The organism is Enterobacter sp. kpr-6 (genome assembly GCF_900116015.1).
Classification (GTDB): Bacteria; Pseudomonadota; Gammaproteobacteria; order Enterobacterales; family Enterobacteriaceae; genus Enterobacter_D.
This window is the reverse complement of sequence record NZ_FOYH01000003.1, coordinates 393,091-415,802: the sequence shown is the minus strand read 5'-3', so window position 1 is coordinate 415,802 and position 22,712 is coordinate 393,091. Positions and strand designations below refer to the sequence as shown.

At 56.5% G+C, this 22,712-nt stretch carries 15 protein-coding genes, 1 pseudogene and 1 riboswitch; of the genes and pseudogenes, 13 read left to right on the top strand and 3 right to left on the bottom strand.

Annotated elements, in window-relative coordinates:
* Window positions 1-30: 30 nt before the first annotated feature.
* Window positions 31-525, bottom strand: a complete 495-nt coding sequence (locus BM373_RS10875) for an SH3 domain-containing protein (protein ID WP_090461453.1) — start codon at window positions 523-525, stop codon at window positions 31-33.
* Window positions 526-969: 444 nt separating this feature from the next.
* Window positions 970-1,068: riboswitch (guanidine-I (ykkC/yxkD leader) on the top strand.
* Window positions 1,069-1,124: 56 nt separating this feature from the next.
* Here BM373_RS10875 and BM373_RS10870 point away from each other — a divergent pair.
* From BM373_RS10870 to pgaD, 10 genes are all read left to right on the top strand, one after another.
* Window positions 1,125-2,183: a putative urea ABC transporter substrate-binding protein gene (locus BM373_RS10870; protein WP_090461452.1), complete on the top strand. Its 1,059-nt coding sequence runs from the start codon at window positions 1,125-1,127 to the stop codon at window positions 2,181-2,183.
* 24 nt (window positions 2,184-2,207) lie between these two features.
* The gene (locus BM373_RS10865; protein WP_090461451.1) at window positions 2,208-3,023 is read left to right on the top strand and encodes an ABC transporter permease; all 816 of its coding nucleotides are present in this window, start codon (window positions 2,208-2,210) and stop codon (window positions 3,021-3,023) included.
* Window positions 3,020-3,802 carry an ABC transporter ATP-binding protein gene (locus tag BM373_RS10860; RefSeq protein WP_090461450.1) on the top strand — a complete coding sequence of 261 codons (783 nt, stop codon included), beginning with the start codon at window positions 3,020-3,022 and terminating at the stop codon, window positions 3,800-3,802. Before BM373_RS10865 ends, BM373_RS10860 begins: the two co-directional genes overlap by 4 nt.
* Window positions 3,802-4,530 (top strand): urea amidolyase associated protein UAAP1, encoded by a 729-nt coding sequence (locus BM373_RS10855; protein WP_090461449.1) that lies wholly within the window; start codon window positions 3,802-3,804, stop codon window positions 4,528-4,530. The genes BM373_RS10860 and BM373_RS10855 overlap by 1 nt, the downstream gene beginning before the upstream one ends.
* Before the next feature lie 11 nt (window positions 4,531-4,541).
* Window positions 4,542-5,177, top strand: a complete 636-nt coding sequence (locus BM373_RS10850; protein WP_090461448.1) for an urea amidolyase associated protein UAAP2 — start codon at window positions 4,542-4,544, stop codon at window positions 5,175-5,177.
* Between the two features lie 158 nt (window positions 5,178-5,335).
* Window positions 5,336-8,935 (top strand): urea carboxylase, encoded by a 3,600-nt coding sequence (gene uca, locus BM373_RS10845; protein WP_090461447.1) that lies wholly within the window; start codon window positions 5,336-5,338, stop codon window positions 8,933-8,935.
* 503 nt (window positions 8,936-9,438) lie between these two features.
* Window positions 9,439-11,904 carry a poly-beta-1,6 N-acetyl-D-glucosamine export porin PgaA gene (gene pgaA, locus BM373_RS10840; RefSeq protein WP_090461446.1) on the top strand — a complete coding sequence of 822 codons (2,466 nt, stop codon included), beginning with the start codon at window positions 9,439-9,441 and terminating at the stop codon, window positions 11,902-11,904.
* Window positions 11,905-11,913: 9 nt separating this feature from the next.
* A complete protein-coding gene (pgaB, locus tag BM373_RS10835; protein WP_090461445.1) occupies window positions 11,914-13,929 on the top strand; it encodes a poly-beta-1,6-N-acetyl-D-glucosamine N-deacetylase PgaB in 2,016 nt (671 codons plus the stop codon).
* Window positions 13,926-15,257, top strand: coding sequence for a poly-beta-1,6-N-acetyl-D-glucosamine synthase (gene pgaC, locus BM373_RS10830; protein WP_090461444.1), 1,332 nt, complete (start codon window positions 13,926-13,928; stop codon window positions 15,255-15,257). The genes pgaB and pgaC overlap by 4 nt, the downstream gene beginning before the upstream one ends.
* On the top strand, window positions 15,257-15,685 hold the full coding sequence (gene pgaD, locus BM373_RS10825; protein ID WP_090461443.1) for a poly-beta-1,6-N-acetyl-D-glucosamine biosynthesis protein PgaD: 429 nt from the start codon (window positions 15,257-15,259) through the stop codon (window positions 15,683-15,685). Before pgaC ends, pgaD begins: the two co-directional genes overlap by 1 nt.
* A 37-nt stretch (window positions 15,686-15,722) precedes the next feature.
* Here the strand turns inward: pgaD and BM373_RS10820 are convergent, their stop codons facing one another.
* Together BM373_RS10820 and BM373_RS10815 are read right to left on the bottom strand one after the other, a co-directional pair.
* Window positions 15,723-16,619, bottom strand: a complete 897-nt coding sequence (locus tag BM373_RS10820; RefSeq protein WP_177220141.1) for a helix-turn-helix transcriptional regulator — start codon at window positions 16,617-16,619, stop codon at window positions 15,723-15,725.
* 70 nt (window positions 16,620-16,689) lie between these two features.
* Window positions 16,690-18,444 carry a sigma-54-dependent Fis family transcriptional regulator gene (locus BM373_RS10815; protein WP_090461441.1) on the bottom strand — a complete coding sequence of 585 codons (1,755 nt, stop codon included), beginning with the start codon at window positions 18,442-18,444 and terminating at the stop codon, window positions 16,690-16,692.
* A gap of 271 nt (window positions 18,445-18,715) precedes the next feature.
* On the opposite strand from BM373_RS10815, the gene BM373_RS10810 reads away from it, so the two are divergent.
* From BM373_RS10810 to BM373_RS21965, 3 genes and pseudogenes are all read left to right on the top strand, one after another.
* Window positions 18,716-20,236, top strand: a complete 1,521-nt coding sequence (locus tag BM373_RS10810; protein ID WP_090461440.1) for an acetaldehyde dehydrogenase ExaC — start codon at window positions 18,716-18,718, stop codon at window positions 20,234-20,236.
* Between the two features lie 272 nt (window positions 20,237-20,508).
* Window positions 20,509-21,330: a hypothetical protein gene (locus tag BM373_RS10805; protein ID WP_090461439.1), complete on the top strand. Its 822-nt coding sequence runs from the start codon at window positions 20,509-20,511 to the stop codon at window positions 21,328-21,330.
* Window positions 21,331-21,346: 16 nt separating this feature from the next.
* Window positions 21,347-22,666 (top strand): annotated as a pseudogene (locus tag BM373_RS21965) (calcium-binding protein); the annotation flags it as partial.
* Window positions 22,667-22,712 lie beyond the last annotated feature (46 nt).

The window sequence follows — 22,712 nt, the reverse complement described above, 5'->3', positions numbered from 1 at the left end:
TATTTGGGGAGTGCGTCTCCCCTGAACGTATTAATCGAGGATCCAGGTCCCGCTGTCGCCTTTCTGACAGGCTTTGCTGCTGTCGTCCACGGCCACACAGGTGGTTTTCTTCGCCGCGCGTTTCACACGGGGACGATCGCTTTTCAGCGCCTGGTCGTAACGCTCGCTCACCACCATCGCGCGCTGCGGCACGTAGCCCAGCAACTGCGGATTATCGGTGGCGCTGATGGCAAACCAGGACTGCTCAACCAGGCCGAGCACCGTATAGGTGTCGCCGGTTTTCAGTGCGCCCAACACTTTACCGCCAAAATCGGGTTTGCTCATGATGGAGCCCGGATAGAGCGCCCGGTATTCATCATTCACCGGGTTAAATTCCTTCGGCGGGGTGACCACGTAACGGTGAGTGAGCGTTACGCCATTAACCTGGCTGGTCACGATGGTATCGTCCGTCATTTTTGGCGGGGGTGCTTTACAACTGACAACGGTAGTGACCATTAAAAGGAGTAACAGACTGCGCAAATTCATCGTGACTTTCCCTGAAAAAGAGTTAAACCCTGCTCGCGTTGATAATGTTCATCGCCCGGAACCGTAACCACGCGAGGAATATGCCATGTTGACTCACCTGACAGCATCAGCAAATCGACTGACTCATAACTGTCAGGTTAAAAACATGGATTAGGATAAACATTATGATTTTACATTGCCCGAATAACAATTCAATGACGTTAAAAAACGCGAATATCGTTAAATTATTTATGCGGTTAATTGTTAAGCGCACCTGATGCATATTTTTCGACATAAGCTCTTTCTCAATGCACCCAATTGTGGCACTGCCCCATTTTGGGTCGCAATATCAAGGCGATCGCCAGATACAGGCGCTAAAACAGGGCGTCATCAGGGGGAAGTAAAACTGGCACAGCGCTTGCTTATCATTAATCAGAAGGCAGCGCATCAGACATCAGGCAGTAAAAAATAGCTGGCTAGGGTTCCGGTTCACCCCAGGTGAATGCTGGTCCGAGAGCGAGCGACCTCAGCGAGGTTACACGGCGGGACAAAAACCCGGGAGACAGCAGCACCAGACGGTGTCGCGCTGCTCCATTTTCGTGCCAACCAGAGGTCAAACAATGAAGAGATTTTCCTTATTCCGCTCTCTCGCGCTCAGCGTCGTGATGCTCACGAGCCTCCCCACCTTTGCTGCGGTCAAAAAAGAATTCAACGTTTGCTGGACGATCTACGCGGGCTGGATGCCGTGGGGCACGATTGCCGGTGAGAAAATCATTGATAAATGGGCTGACAAATACGGCATCAAAATTAACGTCGTGCAGCTTAACGACTATATCGAGTCGATCAACCAGTATACCGCCGGGCAGTTTGACGGCTGCACCATGACCAATATGGACGCGCTGACCATTCCGGCGGCGGGCGGTGTGGATACCACGGCGCTGATCCTCGGCAGCTACTCCGAAGGCAACGACGGCGTGGTGATGAAAGGCAAAGGTAAAACCCTCGCCGATCTGAAAGGGCAGAAAATCTACCTGCCGGAGCTCTCCGTTTCCCACTACCTGCTGGTGCGCGGCCTGGAAAAAGCGGGCTTACAGGAGCGCGATGTCACCGTGGTGAACACCTCGGATGCGGATATCGTCTCGGCCTTCTCCACCAAAGCGGTGCAGGCGGCGGTCGCCTGGAACCCGCAGCTTTCGGTGATCAAAGGCACGCCGGACACCACCGAAGTCTTCAGTTCCTCCTCCGTACCCGGCGAGCTTATCGACATGATGGTGGTCAACAGCGAAACGCTGAAAGACAACCCGGCGCTCGGCAAAGCGCTCACCGGTGCCTGGTATGAAATGATGGGCCAGATGAAAGCCCAGGATGCAAAAGCCCTCAACGCGATGGCGGCGGCGTCCGGCACCGATCTGGCGGGCTATCAGGCGCAGCTTAAAACCACCCACCTGTTCTACACCCCGGCGGATAACCTGGCCTTTACCACCTCCGGCGAGCTTGCCAAAACCATGCAGCGCGTCGCGCAGTTCTCCTTTGATAAGGGACTGCTCGGTGACGGTGCACAGAGCGCGGATTTCATCGGCATGGCGTTTCCGGGCAATGTCACCCAGGGCGATGCCAGCAACATCAAACTGCGCTTTGACGACACTTTCCTGAAGATGGCCGTTGCAGGCACGCTTTAACCCAGACGTAAACGGAGTTTCGCCATGCGACAAATCAACCGCCACCCCAAACCCGGTCTGCGCGTAATGCTCGTGCTGCTGCCGTTTGTCCTGATCCTCGCCGCCTATTTCTTTGGCTCGGCGATCCGGCTTGAGGCCAACCCGCACGACAAACTGCTGCCGGGTTTTGATCAGATGCTGGCGGCCCTCGACCGGATGGCGTTCACCGCCGATCGGCGCAGCGGCGATTATCTGTTCTGGACGGACACCCTGGTGAGCCTCGCGCGTCTGCTGACCGGGCTTGCGATCGCCTCGCTGATTGGGCTGTGCATCGGGGTGACCGCCGGGGTATTCCCGCTCTGGCGCGCCTCGCTCTCACCGCTGATGACCGTGCTGTCGATGATCCCGCCGCTGGCGATCTTGCCGGTGCTGTTTATCGTCTTCGGCCTGGATGAACTGTCAAAAATCATGCTGATTGTCATCGGCATCACGCCGATGCTGGCGCGCGATCTGGAGCACCGCGCCCGCGAGATCCCTGAGGAGATCATCATCAAAGCGCAGACGCTCGGCGCGAATAGCTGGAGTCTGGTGCTGCGGGTGGTACTGCCGCAACTGCTGGCCCGGCTGCTCACCTCGCTGCGTCTGCTGCTTGGTTCCGCATGGCTGTTTTTGATCTCCGCCGAAGCGATTTCCTCCACCGCCGGACTGGGCTACCGCATCTTCCTCGTTCGCCGCTACATGGCGATGGACGTGATCATCCCTTACGTGGTGTGGATCACCCTGCTGGCGTGGCTGATGGATCTGGGCCTGCGTCAGCTCCACAAAACCTGTTTCCCGTGGGCGCAGGGAGGCAAAGCATGAGTTTTATCGACATCAACAACATCTGGCAGGAGTACGGCGACCACGTGGTGCTGGAGCGCGTCAACCTGAAAATTCAGGAAGGGGAGTTCTGCTCGATGGTCGGGGCCTCCGGCTGCGGCAAATCGACCTTTCTGCGTCTGCTGCTGGGCCAGGAAGCGCCGACGCGGGGCAGCATCACCCTTGAGGGAAAACCGCTCGCCGCCGAACCGGATCGCAGCCGTGGCGTGGTTTTTCAGCGCTATTCGGTCTTCCCGCACCTTAACGTGCTCGACAACGTGGCCATCGGCCTTGAATTGCCGAACGCACCCTTCACCGGACGGCTGTTCGGTGCCCGCAAACGCGCCGCCCGCGAGCAGGCCGCACAGATGCTGCACAAAGTCGGGCTGGGGCACGCGCTGGAAAAATACCCGGCGCAGCTTTCCGGCGGGATGCAACAGCGTTTAGCCATCGCCCAGGCGTTCATTATGCAGCCGCGCGTGCTGCTGCTGGATGAGCCGTTCGGCGCGCTCGATCCCGGTATCCGCAAGGACATGCACGCGCTGCTGCTGCAACTGTGGAGCGAAACCCGCATGACGGTGTTTATGGTGACCCACGACCTCTCAGAAGGTTTTAACCTCGGCACCCGCCTGCTGGTGTTCGACAAAGTGCGCATCGATCCCCATGCGCCGAATGCTTACGGCGCGCGCATTACCTACGACATTCCGCTCAACGAAGCGCGGATGGCGGAAGTGATGGCGACCGCGCCCGCTAACGTTTTCTCAGTGAAGGAGTATATCTGATGACCCAACTACACCACGCTGCCACCCCGCTTCGCGAAGAGACGGTGCCGGGCGGCGGACACCTCTCGTTTGTGCTTAAACGCGGGCAGATCCTGCGCCTGACCGACACCGACGGCGGGGCGAACGTCAGCATGATGATGCTTAACGCCCATGAAAAGAGTGAACGCCTGAATCTGCCCGACACCTTAAAAGGCCAGCACACCGCGAAGCTCACCACCGGGCACTGTTTTTATTCCGATATGGGCCGCGTGCTGACGGGCATCGTGGCGGATACCTGCGGCTGGCACGACCCTTTTGGTGGCGTGCTCAACGCGGCAGAAACCGCCGAAAAATATGGCCAGGGGCGCTATCAGGAACTGCGCAACGGCTTTTACCGCAATGGCATGGATAACCTGCTGGTGGAGATGGGCAAGTGGGATCTGGGCCTGGAAGATTTGCTGATGGTGGTGAATTTCTTCAGCAAAGTGAGCGTGGACGCCGACGGCAGCTTCCGCTTTATCAGCGGTTTCTCACAGCCCGGCAGTTTTGTGGAGCTGTACGCACCGATGGACACCCTGATCGTGCTCACTACGTTACAACATCCTATGGATCCAAACCCGGAATACGCCCCGCGCCCGGTTCAGCTTAGCTGGTTCACGGCGGAAGATACGCAGGCCTGCGAAAACGCGCTGCATACGCGGGCGGAAAATGACCGCGCGCTGACCAACACCCACCTTTTTGCCCTGTAAGGAGACGCGATATGACGCTGACTGAAAGCAGCAAAAATCCTGAGCAGGCGGTATTCCGCCACGTGATCCCGGCGGGAGAGCACTACCTGTTTGAAGTGAAAAAAGGCCAGACGCTGCGCCTGCTGGATCTCGACGGCAACCAGGCCATCGATACCCTGTTTTACAACGCCGACAACCCCCGCGAGCGCTACGACGCCCAGCGCACGTTGCGCCGCCAGGGGAACGTCTACCTGACCACCGGCAGCGTGCTCTGGTCGGGACTGGGCAACCCGTTGCTGACCATCACCGCCGATACCTGCGGGCGTCACGACACCCTTGGCGGGGCCTGCGCGCAGGAGAGCAACACCGTGCGCTATGCGCTGGATAAACGTTACATGCACAGTTGCCGCGATAACTTTCTCTGCGCCTGCCTGCACGACGGACGCCTGCACAAGCGCGACATCGCCGCCAACATCAACTTCTTTATGAACGTGCCGGTGACCGAAGAGGGCGGGCTGACCTTTGAAGACGGCATCTCCGCGCCGGGTAAATACGTCGAACTGCGCGCCGAATGCAACGTCATCGTGCTGATTTCCAACTGCCCGCAGCTTAACAACCCCTGCAATGGCTGGAACCCGACCCCCGCCGAGGTGCTGGTATGGAACTGAGCCGCTTACACAAAGTGCGCCGCGCGATTTTCCGGCTGTTTGAAGTGCGCGCTAACCGCCTGACGCCGGGCAACGGGCGCTAAACCTTTTCCCCCTGGACGACCAGGCAGGGCAAACACTTTCCGGCGGGACGACCCGCCACGGTTTGGGGCTGGATCATGTTTACCAAATTACTTATTGCCAACCGGGGCGCGATTGCCTGTCGCATACTGCGCACACTGCGCGAAATCAACGTCGCGGGCGTGGCGGTCTGGTCCGAATCTGACGCCACCAGCCTGCATATCCGCGACGCCGACGAAGCGATAAGCCTGGGCAGCGGCCCGGCGGCGCAAACCTATTTGCAGGTGGATAAAATTCTCGCCGCCGCACGGGAAACCGGCGCACAGGCGATCCATCCGGGCTACGGTTTCCTCTCTGAAAACGCCGCATTCGCTGACGCCTGTGAAGCCGCAGGCATCGCCTTCGTCGGCCCGACGGCGGAACAGTTAGGCCTCTTTGGTTTAAAACACACCGCCCGCGCGATTGCGAAAGCGCAAAACGTCCCGCTGCTCGAAGGCACCGAACTGCTCGCCGACAGCAATGAAGCCCTGCGAGCTGCTGAACAGGTCGGTTACCCGGTGATGCTAAAAAGCACGGCGGGCGGCGGCGGGATCGGCATGCGGGTCTGCTACAACGCGGCGGAACTGGCTGACGCCTTCGATGCGGTCCAGCGCCTCGGCAAAAACAACTTCAGCGACGCGGGCGTGTTTATCGAAAAATACATCGAGCGCGCGCGTCACCTGGAAGTACAGATCTTCGGTGACGGCGCGGGCGAGGTGATTGCCCTCGGCGTGCGCGACTGTTCCGTCCAGCGCCGCAACCAGAAGGTGCTGGAAGAAACCCCCGCACCGAATCTGCCCGACGGCATGGCGCAGGCGCTGTGCGCGGCGGCGATCCGCCTCGGTCAGGCGGTCAGTTACCGCAGCGCCGGGACGGTGGAATTTGTCTACGACAGCGACGCCGGGCAGTTTTACTTCCTTGAAGTGAACACCCGTTTGCAGGTTGAACACGGCGTCACCGAGCAGGTGTGGGGCGTCGATCTGGTGCGCATGATGATTGAACTGGCCGCAGGCGATCTGCCGCCGCTCGCGGAGATCGCCGCCACGCTGCACCCGCAGGGCCACGCGATCCAGGCGCGCGTCTACGCCGAAGATCCGGGCCGCCAGTTCCAGCCGTCGCCGGGCCTGCTCACCGAAGTGGTGTTCCCGTCGTCCGACAGAAAAAGCCTGCGCATCGATACCTGGGTGGAGTCCGGCTGCGACGTGCCGCCGTTCTTCGATCCGTTGCTGGCGAAAATCATCACCCACGCGCCGACCCGTGAAGCCGCCACCGCCCAGCTTGACCAGGCGCTGGCCGCCACGCGTCTTTATGGCGTGGAAACCAACCGTCACTATTTACGCCAGATCCTCAGCGACGCGCCGTTTGCCAGCGGTGAACCCTGGACGCGCTGCCTGGAAAATCTGCGCTACCAGGCCGACACGGTAGAGGTGCTGAGTGCCGGCACCCAGACCACGGTGCAGGATTTTCCGGGGCGAACCGGCTACTGGGCGGTGGGCGTGCCCCCGTCCGGCCCGATGGATGACCGGGCGCTCAGGCTGGCAAACCGCCTGCTCGGTAACGACGACGGGGCCGCCGGGCTGGAGATCACCCTCAGCGGTCCGACGCTGAAATTTAATACCGACGCGGTCATCACCCTCGCCGGGGCCAGCATCGACGCCACCCTCGACGGACAGCCGGTACCGATGAACACCGTGTTCACTATCGCGGCGGGTTCCACCCTGCGTCTGGGCAACCCGACAGGCGCTGGTGTGCGCAGCTATCTCTGCGTGCGCGGGGGCATTCAGGTGCCGGATTATCTCGGCAGTAAAAGCACCTTTACCCTCGGGCAGTTTGGCGGCCATGGCGGGCGGGCGCTGCGCACCGGCGACGTGCTGCATCTTGCCCCGCTCACCGATACCACCACCGGCGCAACGCTGCCCGAAGCGCTGCACACCGCACTCGCGCCGGTGCGCGAACTGCGGGTGATTTACGGTCCACACGGCGCGCCGGAGTACTTCACTCCGGGCTACATCGACACCTTTTTTGCCACCGACTGGGAAGTGCATTTCAACTCCAGTCGTACCGGCGTGCGTCTGATCGGGCCGAAACCGGAGTGGGTGCGCGAGAGCGGCGGCGAAGCGGGCCTGCACCCGTCGAATATTCACGACAACCCTTACGCTATTGGCGCGGTGGATTTCACCGGGGATATGCCGGTGATTTTAGGCCCGGACGGTCCCAGCCTCGGCGGTTTTGTCTGCCCGGTGACCATTATCGAAGCGGATCTCTGGCAGCTTGGGCAGCTTAACGCGGGCGATCGCGTGCGCTTTATTCCGGTGGATATCCCGACCGCGCGTCTGCTGGCCCAGGGACGCGCGCAGGAACTGGCCTCGCTGCAGCCGGTCAACATCAACTGGCACCCGGCGCTGCCGGACACGCCGGTGGTCATGGAAACCGGGCACGGCGATAAACGGCTGGTGGCGCGGCTTTCCGGCGATACCCATCTGCTGCTGGAAATAGGCGATCCGGAACTGGATCTGGTGCTGCGTTTTCGCGCCCATGCATTGATGCAGGCGCTGGAAGGCATGGCGCTGGCCGGGGTGATCGACCTGACGCCCGGCATCCGCTCGCTGCAAATTCACTATCAGCCGGAAGCGATGCCGCTGGCAACGCTGCTTTCGACGCTGAAGCAGGTCTGGCACGATGTGTCAGGACGCGAGGATTTGCAGGTGCCGTCGCGTGTGGTGTGGCTGCCGCTGTCGTGGGACGATCCGGCCTGCCAGATGGCGATTGATAAATACATGACCACCGTGCGCCGCGACGCGCCATGGTGCCCGAGCAACCTGGAGTTTATCCGCCGCATCAACGATCTGGAAAATATTGATGAGGTGTATAAAACCGTCTTTGACGCCAGCTATCTGGTGATGGGCCTCGGCGATGTCTATCTCGGCGCACCGGTCGCCACGCCGCTCGATCCGCGGCACCGTCTGGTGACCACCAAATACAACCCGGCGCGTACCTGGACGGCGGAAAACTCGGTGGGTATTGGCGGGGCGTATATGTGCGTCTACGGCATGGAGGGACCGGGCGGGTACCAGTTCGTCGGGCGCACCTTGCAGATGTGGAATCGCTACCGCGAGGTGGCGGAATTTGGCGGTAAACCCTGGCTGCTGCGCTTTTTCGATCAGATCCGTTTTTACCCGGTATCGGCCGACGAGCTGCTCACCATCCGCCGCGATTTCCCGCTCGGTCGCTATCCGCTACACATTGAAGAGAGCACCCTGCGCCTCGCAGAGTATCAGCAGTTTCTCGCGGAGGAAGCTGACAGCATCGGGGCGTTTCGCACCCATCAGCAGGCGGCGTTTAACGCCGAACGCGAACGCTGGCAGGCCTCCGGGCAGGCGCATTTTGACAGTCAGGAGGTGCTGACGGAGGAGAGCGCAGACGCGCCGTTAACCGCCGGGCAGCGGGGCATTGACAGCCCGATCTCCGGCAACCTCTGGCAGGTCAATGTTGAACCGGGCGCGCGCGTTCGCGAAGGCGACGTGCTGGTTATTCTGGAGTCGATGAAAATGGAAATTCCGTTGCTGGCAAGCGCCGATGGCGTGGTGGAGCAAATACGCGTTAAACCTGGCTCCTCCGTTCGCGCCGGACAGTGCGTGGTGGTATTAAAAGAAGAATAACCCTTTGTCTTGCCCGGCGGTATTCTTCCGCCGGGCCCTTTTACACCCATGGAGATAAATAATAAGCAGGGAAATAATTATTTCGCTGCGACCCTTTCTGTCAGCACATATCCCCCGTAAAAACGCGTGTAATATATTTATTTCCCGTTGCGCTCATTTGTCTGGTAATCATGCTCTGGCGGATTTAATGACTTATATTAAATTTCTAAGCATTGCCGAAAATAAGGTAAGTGGCTAAGGCTCCGGCATAGCGGGATTTTGCTGCGGATATAAACTAAAGTCGTATAGCCAGTATTAATTCTCAATGTCAGACTCTCCCTGTCGCTAATCAATATTTTGACTGGCGATAGATGAATGTGGAATAAATTTATCTAAGTCTAAAGTATGAAATTTTTTTATTTTTGCGGGTAAATATCATTCTGGAACTGGCCCGTAAATTTAGTCATATTGCGGCAACAAATAAATGAAATGCTCAACTCTGGTATCAGGAAGTAAGGACATCTATGTTCAGTATTCGCCGACGTGCCAATTCAGTTAAACGCTTAAGTCGCGGAACCTGCTTATTTACAATAAGCGTTTTGTTTCCCGCTTTTGCCCATAGCGCCACGACTGCTTACGACGATCTGATTATTCAGGCGCGGGGAGGAGACAGTGCGCCGTTGATGAATTATCTCAAATATCAGGAAAGCCAGATGACCCTGACGCCGGGCCAGGTGGCTGACTGGTTGCAGGTCTCCGGCTGGGCTGACAGTGATAAAGATACCATTGCGATTTGGGAGCGTTATCGCGACCGCATGGCGATCCCGGCGCGCGGTCAGGTGGCGGCGGCGCGTGCGCTGCGTAATCAGAAGAAATGGGATGAGTCACTCTTCGTCTGGGAAAAGGTGCTGGAGGAAGAACCAACCAACAGCGATGCGCGCTCCGGCTGGATCATGACTCTCTCCGATGCCGGCCACAAAGAGCAGGCGATCACCGAGGCGACGGCGTGGGCGCAAAACGAGCCGGGGCCAGAGCGCGATGCGCTGGTGGCCTATGTCTATCATGCGCAGGGCAAAAACTGGGATGCGTTACTGGCGGCCAGTCGTGCCGCCGAGCAGGATCCGCAAAACCGCACCGCTCAGCCGACGCTGCTGGCGGCGATGGAGGCCAACCGCATTGCCGGACCGGCGCTGGAAATGAGCGAAAAAAGCACCCAGCCCGATGCGCTGGAGCGCCGTCTGCAACTGGATGCCGCCGCACAAACGGTGCGCGGGGCCTTTGCGCCGTCGCGTAACGAAGAGGAACGTTTTCTCAACGCCGACAAAGCCCTGGCCCGCTATGACCAGCTTATCGCCGCCTGGAAAGAGAAACCGGAAGCGCAAAACGATCTCCGCCGCGCCAGAATCGACCGCATTGGGGTGCTGGTGGTGCGTAAGCGCACGGCGGAGGCAATCAGCGAGTATGAATCCCTTGAAGCTGACGGGCAGCCGATCCCCACCTATGCCAAACGCTGGGTCGCCTCCGCCTGGCTTGCACAGCGCGAACCGGCGAAAGCGGAAGCGATGCTGGAAGAGATTTACTTCCCGCGCGGTTCGACACTGCCCGTCACGCCGCTGACCGACGACGATCAGCAGGAACTGTTCTACGCCCGCATTGATAACAACCATTTCGATGAGGCAAAAGAGCAGGTGGACAGGATGATCAAAGAAGCTCCCTACCTGAAAAAGGTCTACGGTTCGCCGACCCCGCAACCCAACGACAACTGGCTGCTCGGCCAGACGCTGCTCACCGACTATGAAGTGGCAACTAACGATCTGCCTACCGCAGAAAAGCACGCTGAACGACTGGCCCGCACCGGGTCCGGGAACCAGGCGCTGCGCATCGCCTACGCCTCGATTTTGCTGGCCCGCGGATTGCCGCGCCAGGCGGAAACCGAGCTGAAACTGGCGGAAGTGATCGAGCCGAGTAACCTCGAACTTGAGCGTCAACAGGCATGGACGGCGCTGGATTTACAGGAGTGGAAGCAGGCCAAAGAGTTAACCGACGACGTGGTCGCCCGCAGCCCCGACGATGAAGCCACGCTGCGCCTTCAGCGGATCATGGCCGTTCACAACAAAGCGGAACTGCGGATCAGCGGATCGCAGGGCATCTCCTCCGACAGCCCGGTAAGCGGTAAGCATGACTTCACCCTTAACTCAGCGATTTACAGCCCACCCATTGATGACAACTGGCGGCTGTTTGCCGGGTTCAACTTTAACCGGGGCGAGTTCGAAGAAGGAAAGGGGATTAACCGCGATCTGGCCGCCGGTGCCGAATGGACCTCGCGCAACAACTGGGCGGAGATGGAAGTCTCAGGCCGCAACTACGGCGACGGACAGAAAATCGGCGGGCGGCTTTCAGGCTGGCACGACTTCAGCGACCACTGGCGGCTGGGAGCCAACGCCGAACGGTTGTCCCGTAACACCCCGCTGCGCGCGCTGCGTAACGGCGTGCATGCCGACGGCGGCGACGCCTATCTGCGCTGGTATCAAAACGAACGCCGTGAATACCAGATTCAGGTTTCCGCGCTGCATTTCTCCGACGGCAACGACCGCGTTGAATACGGCTTAAGCGGCAAAGAGCGGCTCTATACCTCGGCGCGCTTCACTCTCGATTTACTGCCGGGCATCAGCGGCAGCACCAACACCAAAGAGGATGTGCCGTATTACAACCCGAAACGCGATTTCTCCCTCGCGCCCAATCTCAGCGCTGAGCATGTGATGTACCGCCATTACGACACCCAGTGGAAGCAGCAATTCACGGCGGGGGCCGGGCGTTACTGGCAGAAAAATCAGAGCAGCGGGGCGATCACCCAGCTCGGTTACGGTCAGCGAATTCAATGGAATAACGTAGTAGATGCGGGGGTGATGCTCACCTGGGATAAGCGCCCCTATGACGGTAAGCGAGAGCGGAACATTGCCCTCGCCTTTGATCTGAATGTCAGGTTCTGAGGATTGTCCATGTGTAATCGATGGCTACGCGCCGTATTATTCATCGCAGGATGGATGCTGGTCACCGCTCAGGCGTTTGCGGAAACGCCTCGCTATATCCCCCCGGCTCAACGGATCACACTGGCTGCGGATAACCCCTGGCCGAAAAACAGTTTTATGGTCCTGGGCTATCACGATGTGGAAGACGGGGCGGCGGATCAGCGCTATCTCTCCGTTCGTACCAGTGCGCTCAACGATCAGTTTGCCTGGCTGCGCGACAGCGGCTATCACCCGATCAGCGTCCAGCAGGTGCTGGATGCGCACGCGGGTAAAATCACCCTGCCGGAAAAAGCGGTGCTGTTAACCTTCGACGATGGTTACAGCAGCTTTTACACCCGCGTCTGGCCGCTGCTGAAAGCCTACAACTGGCCTGCACTCTGGGCTCCGGTCGGCAGTTGGGTCGATGCCCCGGCCGGGCAAAGCGTGGACTTTGGTGGCCTGAAAACCCCGCGTAATAAATTTGCCACCTGGCAGATGGTTAAAGAGTTAAGCCAGTCGCCGCTGGTGGAGATAGGCGCGCATACCTGGGCGTCGCACTACGGGATTGTGGCGAATCCGCAGGGCAGCAAGCTGCCTGCCGTGGCTAACCGGGCCTATGACAATAAAACCGGGCAGTATGAATCCGATGCGCAGTATGAAGCGCGGATCAACGCCGATCTGGATCGGGTGACGCAGAAAATCGCCCAGGTCACCGGCAAATCGCCCCGCGCCTGGGTCTGGCCTTACGGTGCGGCGAATGGCACCACGCTTCGGCTGGCGCGCAATCACGGCTATGAACTGGCGTTTACCCTAAACCCCGGCCTTGCCAACGCCGCCAACCTTGACGATGTGCCGCGCATTCTCATCACCGACAACCCGTCGCTGCGGAACTTTGCAAGTCAGATCGCGCAGGTTCGTGAACCGCAGACGATGCGGGTGATGCACATCGATCTCGACTACGTCTATGACAAAGATCCGGTGCAGCAGCGTAAGAATATTGATGCGCTGATCCAGCGGGTCTATGACATGCGCGTTTCCCACGTCTTTTTGCAGGCCTACGCCGATCCGAAAGGCGACGGCAACGTGCACGAGCTGTACTTCCCCAACCGCTGGCTACCGATGCGCGCTGACCTGTTCAACTTTGTCTCCTGGCAGTTGCAGACCCGCGGCGGGGTATACGTCTACGCCTGGATGCCGGTGCTGGCCTTTGACTTTGATAACTCGCTCACCCGCGTTACCGCCTGGTCGCCAGAAAACGGACGCGCGGCGGTTCAGCCGCAGCAATATAAACGTCTCTCGCCCTGGGACCCGGTTGCCCGGTCGCGCATCAATGACATCTATGAGGATCTGGCCCGCAGCGCCACCTTCCAGGGCATTCTCTATCACGATGACGCTTTCCTCTCTGATTTCGAAGATGCGTCACCGGGAGCGATGCGCGCGTACAAGGCAGCGGGCTTCCCGGACAGCATTGCGCAGATCCACAGCAATCCGCAGACCTTTGCGCAATGGACGCGGTTTAAGAGCCGGGCGCTGATTGCGTTCACTCAGCAACTGACCCAGACCGTGCGTGCCGTGCGCGGGCCGCAGGTGCTCACCGCCCGCAACATCTACGCCATGCCGGTGCTGGAGCCGCAGAGCGAAGCCTGGTTTGCGCAGAATCTGGATGATTTCCTGAATACCTACAACTGGACGGCACCGATGGCGATGCCGCTGATGGAAAAAGTGTCCACTGACGAAGCCAATGCCTGGCTGGATAAGCTCGTCGAAAGCGTCGCCAGACGCCCCGGTGCGCTTGAGAAAACTGTTTTTGAATTGCAGGCCCGGGACTGGCGGCAGCAGGAAGGGGACGACGAGATCAGCGGCGATCAGCTGGCTGAGTGGATGCGTCAGCTTAAGTTAAGCGGCGCAAAAAACTTCGGCTACTACCCGGATGATTTCCTCAACGATCAACCGAAGATGACGGAAGTTCGCTCTGTCTTCTCATCATACTGGTACCCACAAAAATGACCGATCGTATCGTCGCGTTCCTGATCCTTTGCCTGATGTTCAGCTTCCCGCTGGGGATGGCTGTGATTTTCACAGGCGAGGTGATCTTAAACTTCGTCTTTTTCTGGCCGCTGTTTATGGCCGCGCTGTGGATGAGCGGAGGGCTCTATTTCTGGTACTACCGCGAGCGCCGCTGGCCCTGGGGCGAAGGCACGCCTGCGCCGCAACTGGAGGGAAATCCGCTGATTTCGATTCTTGTCCCTTGCTATAACGAAGGGGTGAATGCGCGGGAAACCATCGAGGCGGCGCTGGCCCAGCGCTATGAAAATATTGAAGTTATCGCCATCAACGATGGTTCGAAAGATAACACCCAGCAAGTGCTCGACCAGTTATCAGAAGAGTACCCGCGTCTGCGCGTGATTCATCTGGCGGAGAACCAGGGTAAAGCGGTGGCGTTGCAGGCGGGTGCGGCGGCGGCGCGCAGTGATTTTCTGGTCTGTATTGATGGCGATGCGCTGCTCGACAAAGACGCTGCCGCCTATCTCGTCGCGCCGCTGTTAAATCATCCCCGCGTCGGGGCGGTCACCGGCAACCCGCGCATTCGTACCCGTTCGACGCTGATTGGCCGCGTACAGGTGGGGGAGTTCTCTTCCATCATCGGCCTTATCAAGCGCACCCAGCGCGTGTACGGCCAGGTGTTTACCGTTTCCGGGGTGATCGCCGCCTTCCGTCGTCGCGCACTGGCGGAAGTGGGCTACTGGAGCCCGGATATGATCACCGAAGACATTGATATCAGCTGGAAGCTGCAACTACGCCACTGGTCCGTTTTCTTCGAACCGCGGGCGCTGTGCTGGATCCTGATGCCTGAAACCGTAAAAGGGCTATGGAAACAGCGGCTGCGATGGGCACAGGGCGGGGCTGAAGTGTTCATCGTCAATATGCGACGCCTCTGGGCCTGGGAATATCGTCGTATGTGGCCGTTATTCTTAGAGTTTTGCTTATCAACCGTCTGGGCCTTCGCCTACGCCATCAGCGTGATCCTTTACCTGATCGGCCTTATCGTGCCTGTGCCCGATTCTTTATATATCCAGCACCTTCTGCCACCCGCTTTTACCGGGCTGATGCTCGGCGTGGTCTGTCTGCTGCAATTTATGGTCAGTCTGTTGATAGAGCGACGCTATGAAAAAGGCATTGGCGCGTCGCTGTTCTGGGTGATCTGGTTCCCGGTGGTTTACTGGATGTTAAGTCTGTTCACAACCCTCGTTGCTTTCCCGAAGGTCATGCTGCGCCGCAAGCGTAGTCGTGCCCGCTGGGTTAGCCCTGACCGTGGTATTGGGAGAATTGAGTAATGAATCAACCGTTAATTTTTACTGAACAACGCGTGTTCCCGCGCGTGATGGACGTGGTGTTGACGCTGATGGCATGGGCCGGGTTTTCATACCTGATCTATGCCGGGTTGATAACCGCGCTCTCGCACACGCCGTTTGTGGAAGATCGCCCGTTCTTTAGCACCCTGGATACGCTGTCGTTCTATCTGATGGTGGCGTTAATCAATGGCGCGGTGCTGATTGGCTGGGCGAAGTACAACCAGCTCCGTTTCCGCATCGAGCGGCGCAAACGCAAACCTGGCCTTGAAAAAGAGGAGGTTGCCGCCAGCCTGCACATCACCCCGGAGCTGGCGCTGGCGCTGAGCAAAGGGCAGGTGCTGACGCTGGCGCACTACGACACCGGGGCGATTGACCGGGTGTTAATGGCGAAACTGCTGGCTGAAGAGTAACGCTGTCACTGCCCGGCACGCACAGCGTCGCCGGGCATTAATCGGCAAGCCAGGCTTTCACTTCCTCTTCCAGTTCCGTTTGCAGCGCAGCGGGTTTGAGGATTTTGAGGTGTGGGATCCAGTACTGCACTATCGGCAGGATCTCTTTTTTATGCGACACCCTGGTCGAGAGGATCAGCCCGCCATCGGGCAACTGCTCCTGTACCACCTGATCAATCAGCAACTGGCGGCGCAAAAAGTATTCGGCAACGCTGGCGGATACCTTCAGCACTACCTCGAATTTTTCCGCTTTTCCCCAGACGCTCTCTTCTTCCTGTAACTGATTAAGTCGATCCTTATCAGGAATAAACGTTTCAAACGTACAATCGAGATCGGCAATTTTGCTCAGGGTGAAATTTTTCATTCGCCCGTCATGCATCGCCGAGAGATACCAGACGCCGTTATAGTTGATCAGTTTATAAGGCGCGGCGTGGTAATGACGCGTCTCATCATGTCGCTGATAGCTGAAATTAATCTTGCGGAACTGATCGATTGCCACCTGCAGACGGGAGAAATTCTCCGACTGATCGCCGCTGCTGAGATATTTATGCCCGTGCACCAGAAAGTTGTGCTGGCCTGTGGGTGAGGCGATGGCATTAAGCAGGGATTTATTAAACGTCGGGAACAGGCCTTTTACGCCCGCCAGTTGAGAGAAGATTTCAATGCTGTTGCTGTCAAAACGGCCTAACATCGCCGGGGCTAACCGATAGCCACCGCTGCGCTCATCCCGCTCCAGCGGCAAGTCGGTAAGCCGCTCGTCAATATCACGCCGGATAGTGCGGGGATCGACGCCATAATCTTCGGCGAGCTGATTCAGATAAAGCGTTTGTCCGTTATTTAACCGTAAAAGAATATCTGCAATGCGCGATGCCAGCAGTACATTCCGCTTACCCATGAGTGCGTCCTTATTTTTCCTTTTAATTATTAACGGCATCCTGCGTAAAACCTTAAGTGAAAAATGGACATTAGCCGGTTAACTGGCGCTTCTCCAGGCGGCGATAGAGTGTGCTGCGGGAAATGCCGAGTTTTTTCGCCGCCTCGCTCATATTTCCTTGTGCGTCGGCAATGGCAGATTCTTCACAGGCGGGAGCGGGGGCGGAATTGCGGTTCGGGCGGGTGTCGGCGGGTAAATCAAAACGGGTGATCAGCGCGCCGTCGTCTGCCAGCGCCATCACCACCCGAAGCTGGCTCATAAGCTGGCGCACATTGCCGGGCCAGGGGCGCTGCGCCAGTGCGTTTACGGCGTCGTCACTGAGCGTCAGATGGCGCGCCGATGCGCCCAGTTCATTCCACAACGTGCGAATAAAATCCGCCAGATGCGGCCAGTCGCGCAGCGGCGGAAGGTGGAAGTGAAATTCCTGAATGCGGTAGAGCAAATCTTCGCGAAACGCGCCAGCTTCAACGCGGGCGGCCAGATCCTGATGGGTGGCGCAAATCAGCGCAAAATTGACCTCCCAGGTGGTGTTCGATCCCAGCGGGGTGACTTTTTTCTCCTGTAACACGCGCAGCAGGCGGGTTTGCAGCGCGGGGGGCATGTCGCCGATCTCATCCAGGAACAGCACTCCGCCGTTGGCCTCACGCAGCTTACCGATATGCCCTTTCGGACTGGACCCGGTAAATGCGCCAGGCACGTAGCCAAACAGTTCCGATTCGATCAACTGTTCCGGCAGCGCCGCGCAGTTAATCGCCACGAACGGGCCGTTACGCCACGTGCTGCGGGCGTGCAGTTCCCGGCTCACATGCTCTTTGCCGCTGCCGGTTTCCCCGGTCACGCACAGCGCGATCCCGGCGTTAAGAATGCGCAGCGCTTTCTCTTTTTGCGGATCGTGGGGGATCGCAGGGGGAACGGCTCCCGCACGGTAGATGCGGCGGGCAGGGGCGGTCTGGCGCATCAGATAGCGGCGCTGGTTTTGCGCCAACAGCGTGTCGGCCTGCCCACGCAGGGCGATGTGCGGGAACAGGGTCGCCACAGAGGTGGCCCCAAAATGCGCCGGCGTCAGGCCGAACTCTTCCATCGCCAGCCGGTTCGCGCCAAGCAGGACGTCATCCTCGACGATAAACAACAGTTCCGGTGCGGAAGGCTCCGCGTCATGTCGCAGGCTCAACAGCCAGCGCTGGTCGCCCACGGCGCGGCTGACCCACGCGTGTTCGATTTGAATCACCGCCTGGCGGATCAGCGCGGCGGCATCGGGATGCGGGGAAGCCGCAGGGGTGGAGAGATCCAGCACCCCGGCAATCTGCCCATCCGGACGAAACACCGGCATGGCCGAGCAGGTCAGTCCGGCGTTGCGGTTAAGGTAGTGCTGGCTGCCGGCGATTTCACAGGATCGCCCGAGGGCCAGCGCCGTACCGATGGCGTTGGTGCCCCGCGCATGTTCGCCCCACAGATTGCCCGGCGAGAGCGCATAGCGCTGCGCCTTGTGCAAAAAATCGCTGTTACCGTGGGTTTCCAGCACCAGTCCCGTGGCGTCGGAGAGCACGATGATTGACGGATGGGCGTTCAGTCCGGGGGCGAGGCGTGACAGCTGCGGGGCAACAAGCTGCCCGATCCAGCTATTTTCCGCGCGGGCGTCTTTGAGCTGCGCGCGCGCAACCCACGGCTGCGAGTCATCATCGCGATGCAGGCCATAGCTCAGGCTGCGTTGCCAGGAGTCCTCCAGCAAACCGGGCCGGGGACAGGTTGACAGGGCGGGGGCTGATGACGGTACGCGTGGCGACATGTCGGACTCCTGATGTTTAGATGTTACAAATGTGTAGCATAAAGGTGTTTCACTTGTAGCGACGCGCGACACATTTCCTCGATTCCCTGCAACCATTCCTGTAACGGCGTGTGTCTTTATCCGACGTTGAGAGATTTATATCCTTGATAAGTCACAATAAATTATTTATGCGCTTTTGCGACGCGTAACTGGCATAAGACGTGCTTATAGATCCCTGTCCGCCTCAGGCGGGACACCTCCCTGTGACCCTATAAGAAAAGAGGAACATCTTATGCAATACGTTCACCCAGGCCTTAACGGATCAAAAGTCTCTTTTAAAAAGCGCTACGGCAACTTTATTGGCGGTGAGTTTGTGGATCCGGTTGACGGGCAGTGGTTTGAAAATACCAGCCCGGTGACGGGGGAGGTCATCGCTGAGTTCCCGCGCTCTAATGCGCAGGATATCGAAAAAGCGCTGGATGCGGCGCACGCGGCGGCGGAAGCCTGGGGGCAAACCAGCGCGCAGGAGCGCTCGAACGTGCTGCTGGCCATCGCCGATCGCATTAACGACAATCTCGAACTGCTGGCGCTGACCGAAACCTGGGATAACGGCAAGCCGATCCGTGAAACGCTCAACGCCGATCTGCCGCTGGCGGTGGATCACTTCCGTTATTTTGCGGGCTGTATTCGCGCCCAGGAAGGCACGGCGGCGGAGATCGACAGCACCACCGTGGCCTATCACATTTATGAACCGCTGGGCGTGGTCGGACAGATTATTCCGTGGAACTTCCCGCTGCTGATGGCCGCCTGGAAACTGGCTCCGGCGCTGGCGGCAGGCAACTGCGTGGTGCTCAAACCGGCCGAGCAGACGCCGCTTGGCATCTGCGTGCTGATGGAACTGATTGGCGATCTGCTGCCGAAAGGGGTGCTGAACGTGGTGCATGGCTACGGCACCGAAGCGGGTGAACCGCTGGCGCGCAGCAAGCGCATCGAAAAAATCGCCTTCACCGGATCAACCTCTATCGGGCGACATATTCTCTCCTGCGCGGCGGAAAATATTATCCCGAGCACGGTGGAACTGGGCGGCAAATCGCCGAATATCTATTTCGAAGATGTGATGAACGGCGACGAAGATTTTATCAATAAAGCCATCGAAGGCGTGGTGCTCGGCTTCTTTAACCAGGGCGAAGTCTGTACCTGTCCGTCGCGCGTGCTGGTGCAGGAGTCGATGTATCCGCAGTTTGTGGAGAAAGTGATCGCCAGAATGGAAACCATCCGTAAAGGCGACCCGTTTGACTCCGACACCATGATCGGCGCGCAGGCCTCCCGCGAGCAGTACGACAAAATCCTTTCTTATATTGATATTGCCCGCGAAGAGGGCGGCGAGATCATTACCGGCGGGGCGCATATCGATCATGGCGATACGCTTACCAACGGCTTCTATATTCAGCCGACGCTGATTAAGGGCAGCAACAACATGCGCTGCTTCCAGGAGGAGATTTTCGGACCGGTCATCGGCATCACTACCTTTAAAGATGAAGCCGAGGCGCTGCGCATCGCCAACGATACCGAATACGGCCTGGGGGCGGGGCTATGGACGCTGGATATTAACCGCGCGTACCGCATGGGGCGGGCGATCAAAGCCGGACGCGTCTGGACTAACTGCTACCACCTCTACCCGGCACATGCGGCATTTGGCGGCTATAAAAACTCCGGGGTCGGACGTGAAACCCACAAAATGGCGCTGAGCCAGTATCAACAGATTAAAAACCTGCTGGTGAGCTACAGCGGTAAACCGATGGGATTGTATTAGAATTGTAGTAATTCGACAGACAAACAAAACCCGGCTTTGGCCGGGTTTTTTGTTTTTAGGAGTCATTATTTAGAAACTAAAAATATACTTCAGAATGGATGCATTCGCACTATGAATTATTAATAACAAAGATAAATTATATTTACCATTACTCTGGAAATTGCTGTATTAATAGAGAGCGGTGAGTGGGTGGATCTCACAAAATATACATGTGATTTATGAAGTGCTTATATATATAAACCAACTAAATATAAGTGATATGGAGGTCTTGAATGTTATTAAGGAAGAAATTATTTCGCTCTGGACTATGCCTGGCGCTACTGCTCGCCTTTCCGGTGCAGGCGGGTAAGGTGAAATGGAAGCAGTATGAGGGGAAAGGTTACCTAGTTTGTGATGCTGTACTAAATGAGCTTAATCGCTATGACTTCACTCATGTAGTTTTTTCCCCGACAACATGTGCTAAGCAAATAATACGTCATCAATTTAAAGCGTTGAGGCAACCAGAATGGGAAAGGATAGAGGCGAGGGAATATAAACCTTTATTGCGTTATATGTTGTCCCAGAACACTTCACCACTTCCTAAAGGACAAGCTCGCAATCTCGATGATGAGGTGGAAAAATTCATTGATGAAGGAGGGTATATACAATCGTGGACAACCCCTCTTCCTGAGTGGTTGATGTCTGATATAAAGCGTTTTGGTCTGCGTCACTACGAGGTTAATAAAGGTCCTTTAATATTCGCACGGGCTGTTTCACCTAAGCTTTCGTTAAATCACAAGAAATCCAATGATTTCCTAATAAAAAACTGCAAAGGACTTCCGATAGTCCCTGATGATAAATGGGTGGGGAAAATCCATTTAGCGAATAAGCAATTAAATGGTCCGGATGAAAGGCTAGCAGTATATTTTCCAGGAGCGAATGAACAAGTGTCTTTTTCAAGATATCTAAATTCAATGATTGAGATGAAGGATGTGTATATTTATAAAAAGAAAATTTATTTTTTAGATAAAATGGGTATTTCTATTTACAATATGGATAATCTTACATCATTTGGCAAGAGTTTCTGTAGTATTTATCAGGAAGTAAAATTCTAACTCAAGGAGATAATCTATGTCCCTAAACTGGCATGATTCTGAAAATTTTGAAAGCGATCTGTATGATTTTATTTGTGCTCTTGAAGCACCACGTGAACATGATAGGCTTGAACTCTCTGCAGTAGGAGGTAATCCTACTATTGGTGTAGGATTCGATCTGACAGCCGGGGGGGAACCCGTTCAGAAAGAGGTTTTAATTGCAATGGGGTTCCTGATTAATGAGAATAATGGTGGGCCAGGCCAGAGTATAGAAAATGGGTATGCAGACGAAATTTATAATTTGATGCGCTCTCGTGTTACAAACATCGCAAGTTATAATGCTATACTTACAACAAGATATAATAATACTGACCCAGATTATGCTCTGCTCGTACCAGTAGAAAATCGGCGGACCACTTTTCATTTTGAAAGTGATGCAGAAGTTGCAGAGGTTTTTAATGTATTATGGGAAAATATCTACAAAGATCGTGTTCTCAGAAAGTTACCTGGAGAAAGGAGTGAAGGTTCATCACTGCCTAATTCAAAAGAAATGCTTGTTCTTGCCAGCCTGGCCTGGAACAATGCCAATTTAATTGGTAGTAATTTAAAAAACGCAATTGAAAATGGAAATCGCGCGGCGGCATGGTATGAAATTCGGTATGGTTCTAATAGTTCATCTCAGAGCGAGAGTATAAGAGATGGTATTGCAAAACGTCGTCTTTTTGAGTCGCAGGTCTTTGGTTTATATGACGATCCACAAAACGTTAGTGACCAGGAAGTTAAAAATATATTTAAAATGCTTCAGTCAAATCGCGAAAAAATCATGGCCTACGAGGAAAAATTTGGCCATGCGCCAAATGTAGATAATCCAGGAAATGATGAAATTACCAATGCTAATCATGATTATTCGAGCATAATAAGATATGCACAGAATGTCTCCGGGCAAGAGGTGAGCGATCTGGAAGAAATTCTCATTCCTGCGCGTGACGCTTTATTAGCATCGCCGGATATGATGGCTTATCCTGAAGTTGCTGAGTGGTTTAATGGGTCTGAATTAGTTTCAACAAATATATATATGATGCCAAATGATTCACACTCATCTTTAGAGGATATTCCCGGTGTGTTAGATAGTGGTAATTATCAAACTAATGATAGTGGGAGTGGCGTTTCAGATTTGATGATTGGCGGTAGTAAAAATGACATCATCTCAAGTTACGGTGGAAATGATGTTCTGATAGGTGGTTTAGGAGACGATACATTACTTGCTGGTGGTGGTGATGATTATGCCTATGGTGGTGAAGGAAACGATACAATATCAGGTAGTGATGGGGAAGATATTCTTTTTGGGGACAAGGGAGACGATATTCTGCTCGGCGCAGATGAGTTTTATCTGTCCGATAATA

Excerpts from the sequence above, each read along its gene's own strand:
- pgaD (WP_090461443.1), top strand. The coding sequence starts at position 15,257 with ATGAATCAACCGTTAATTTTTACTGAACAACGCGTGTTCCCGCGCGTG.
- BM373_RS10815 (WP_090461441.1), bottom strand. The coding sequence starts at position 18,444 with ATGTCGCCACGCGTACCGTCATCAGCCCCCGCCCTGTCAACCTGTCCC.
- BM373_RS10875 (WP_090461453.1), bottom strand. The coding sequence starts at position 525 with ATGAATTTGCGCAGTCTGTTACTCCTTTTAATGGTCACTACCGTTGTC.
- BM373_RS10820 (WP_177220141.1), bottom strand. The coding sequence starts at position 16,619 with ATGGGTAAGCGGAATGTACTGCTGGCATCGCGCATTGCAGATATTCTT.
- pgaA (WP_090461446.1), top strand. The coding sequence starts at position 9,439 with ATGTTCAGTATTCGCCGACGTGCCAATTCAGTTAAACGCTTAAGTCGC.
- pgaB (WP_090461445.1), top strand. The coding sequence starts at position 11,914 with ATGTGTAATCGATGGCTACGCGCCGTATTATTCATCGCAGGATGGATG.
- BM373_RS10810 (WP_090461440.1), top strand. The coding sequence starts at position 18,716 with ATGCAATACGTTCACCCAGGCCTTAACGGATCAAAAGTCTCTTTTAAA.
- uca (WP_090461447.1), top strand. The coding sequence starts at position 5,336 with ATGTTTACCAAATTACTTATTGCCAACCGGGGCGCGATTGCCTGTCGC.
- BM373_RS10855 (WP_090461449.1), top strand. The coding sequence starts at position 3,802 with ATGACCCAACTACACCACGCTGCCACCCCGCTTCGCGAAGAGACGGTG.
- BM373_RS10870 (WP_090461452.1), top strand. The coding sequence starts at position 1,125 with ATGAAGAGATTTTCCTTATTCCGCTCTCTCGCGCTCAGCGTCGTGATG.
- BM373_RS10805 (WP_090461439.1), top strand. The coding sequence starts at position 20,509 with ATGTTATTAAGGAAGAAATTATTTCGCTCTGGACTATGCCTGGCGCTA.
- pgaC (WP_090461444.1), top strand. The coding sequence starts at position 13,926 with ATGACCGATCGTATCGTCGCGTTCCTGATCCTTTGCCTGATGTTCAGC.
- BM373_RS10865 (WP_090461451.1), top strand. The coding sequence starts at position 2,208 with ATGCGACAAATCAACCGCCACCCCAAACCCGGTCTGCGCGTAATGCTC.
- BM373_RS10860 (WP_090461450.1), top strand. The coding sequence starts at position 3,020 with ATGAGTTTTATCGACATCAACAACATCTGGCAGGAGTACGGCGACCAC.
- BM373_RS10850 (WP_090461448.1), top strand. The coding sequence starts at position 4,542 with ATGACGCTGACTGAAAGCAGCAAAAATCCTGAGCAGGCGGTATTCCGC.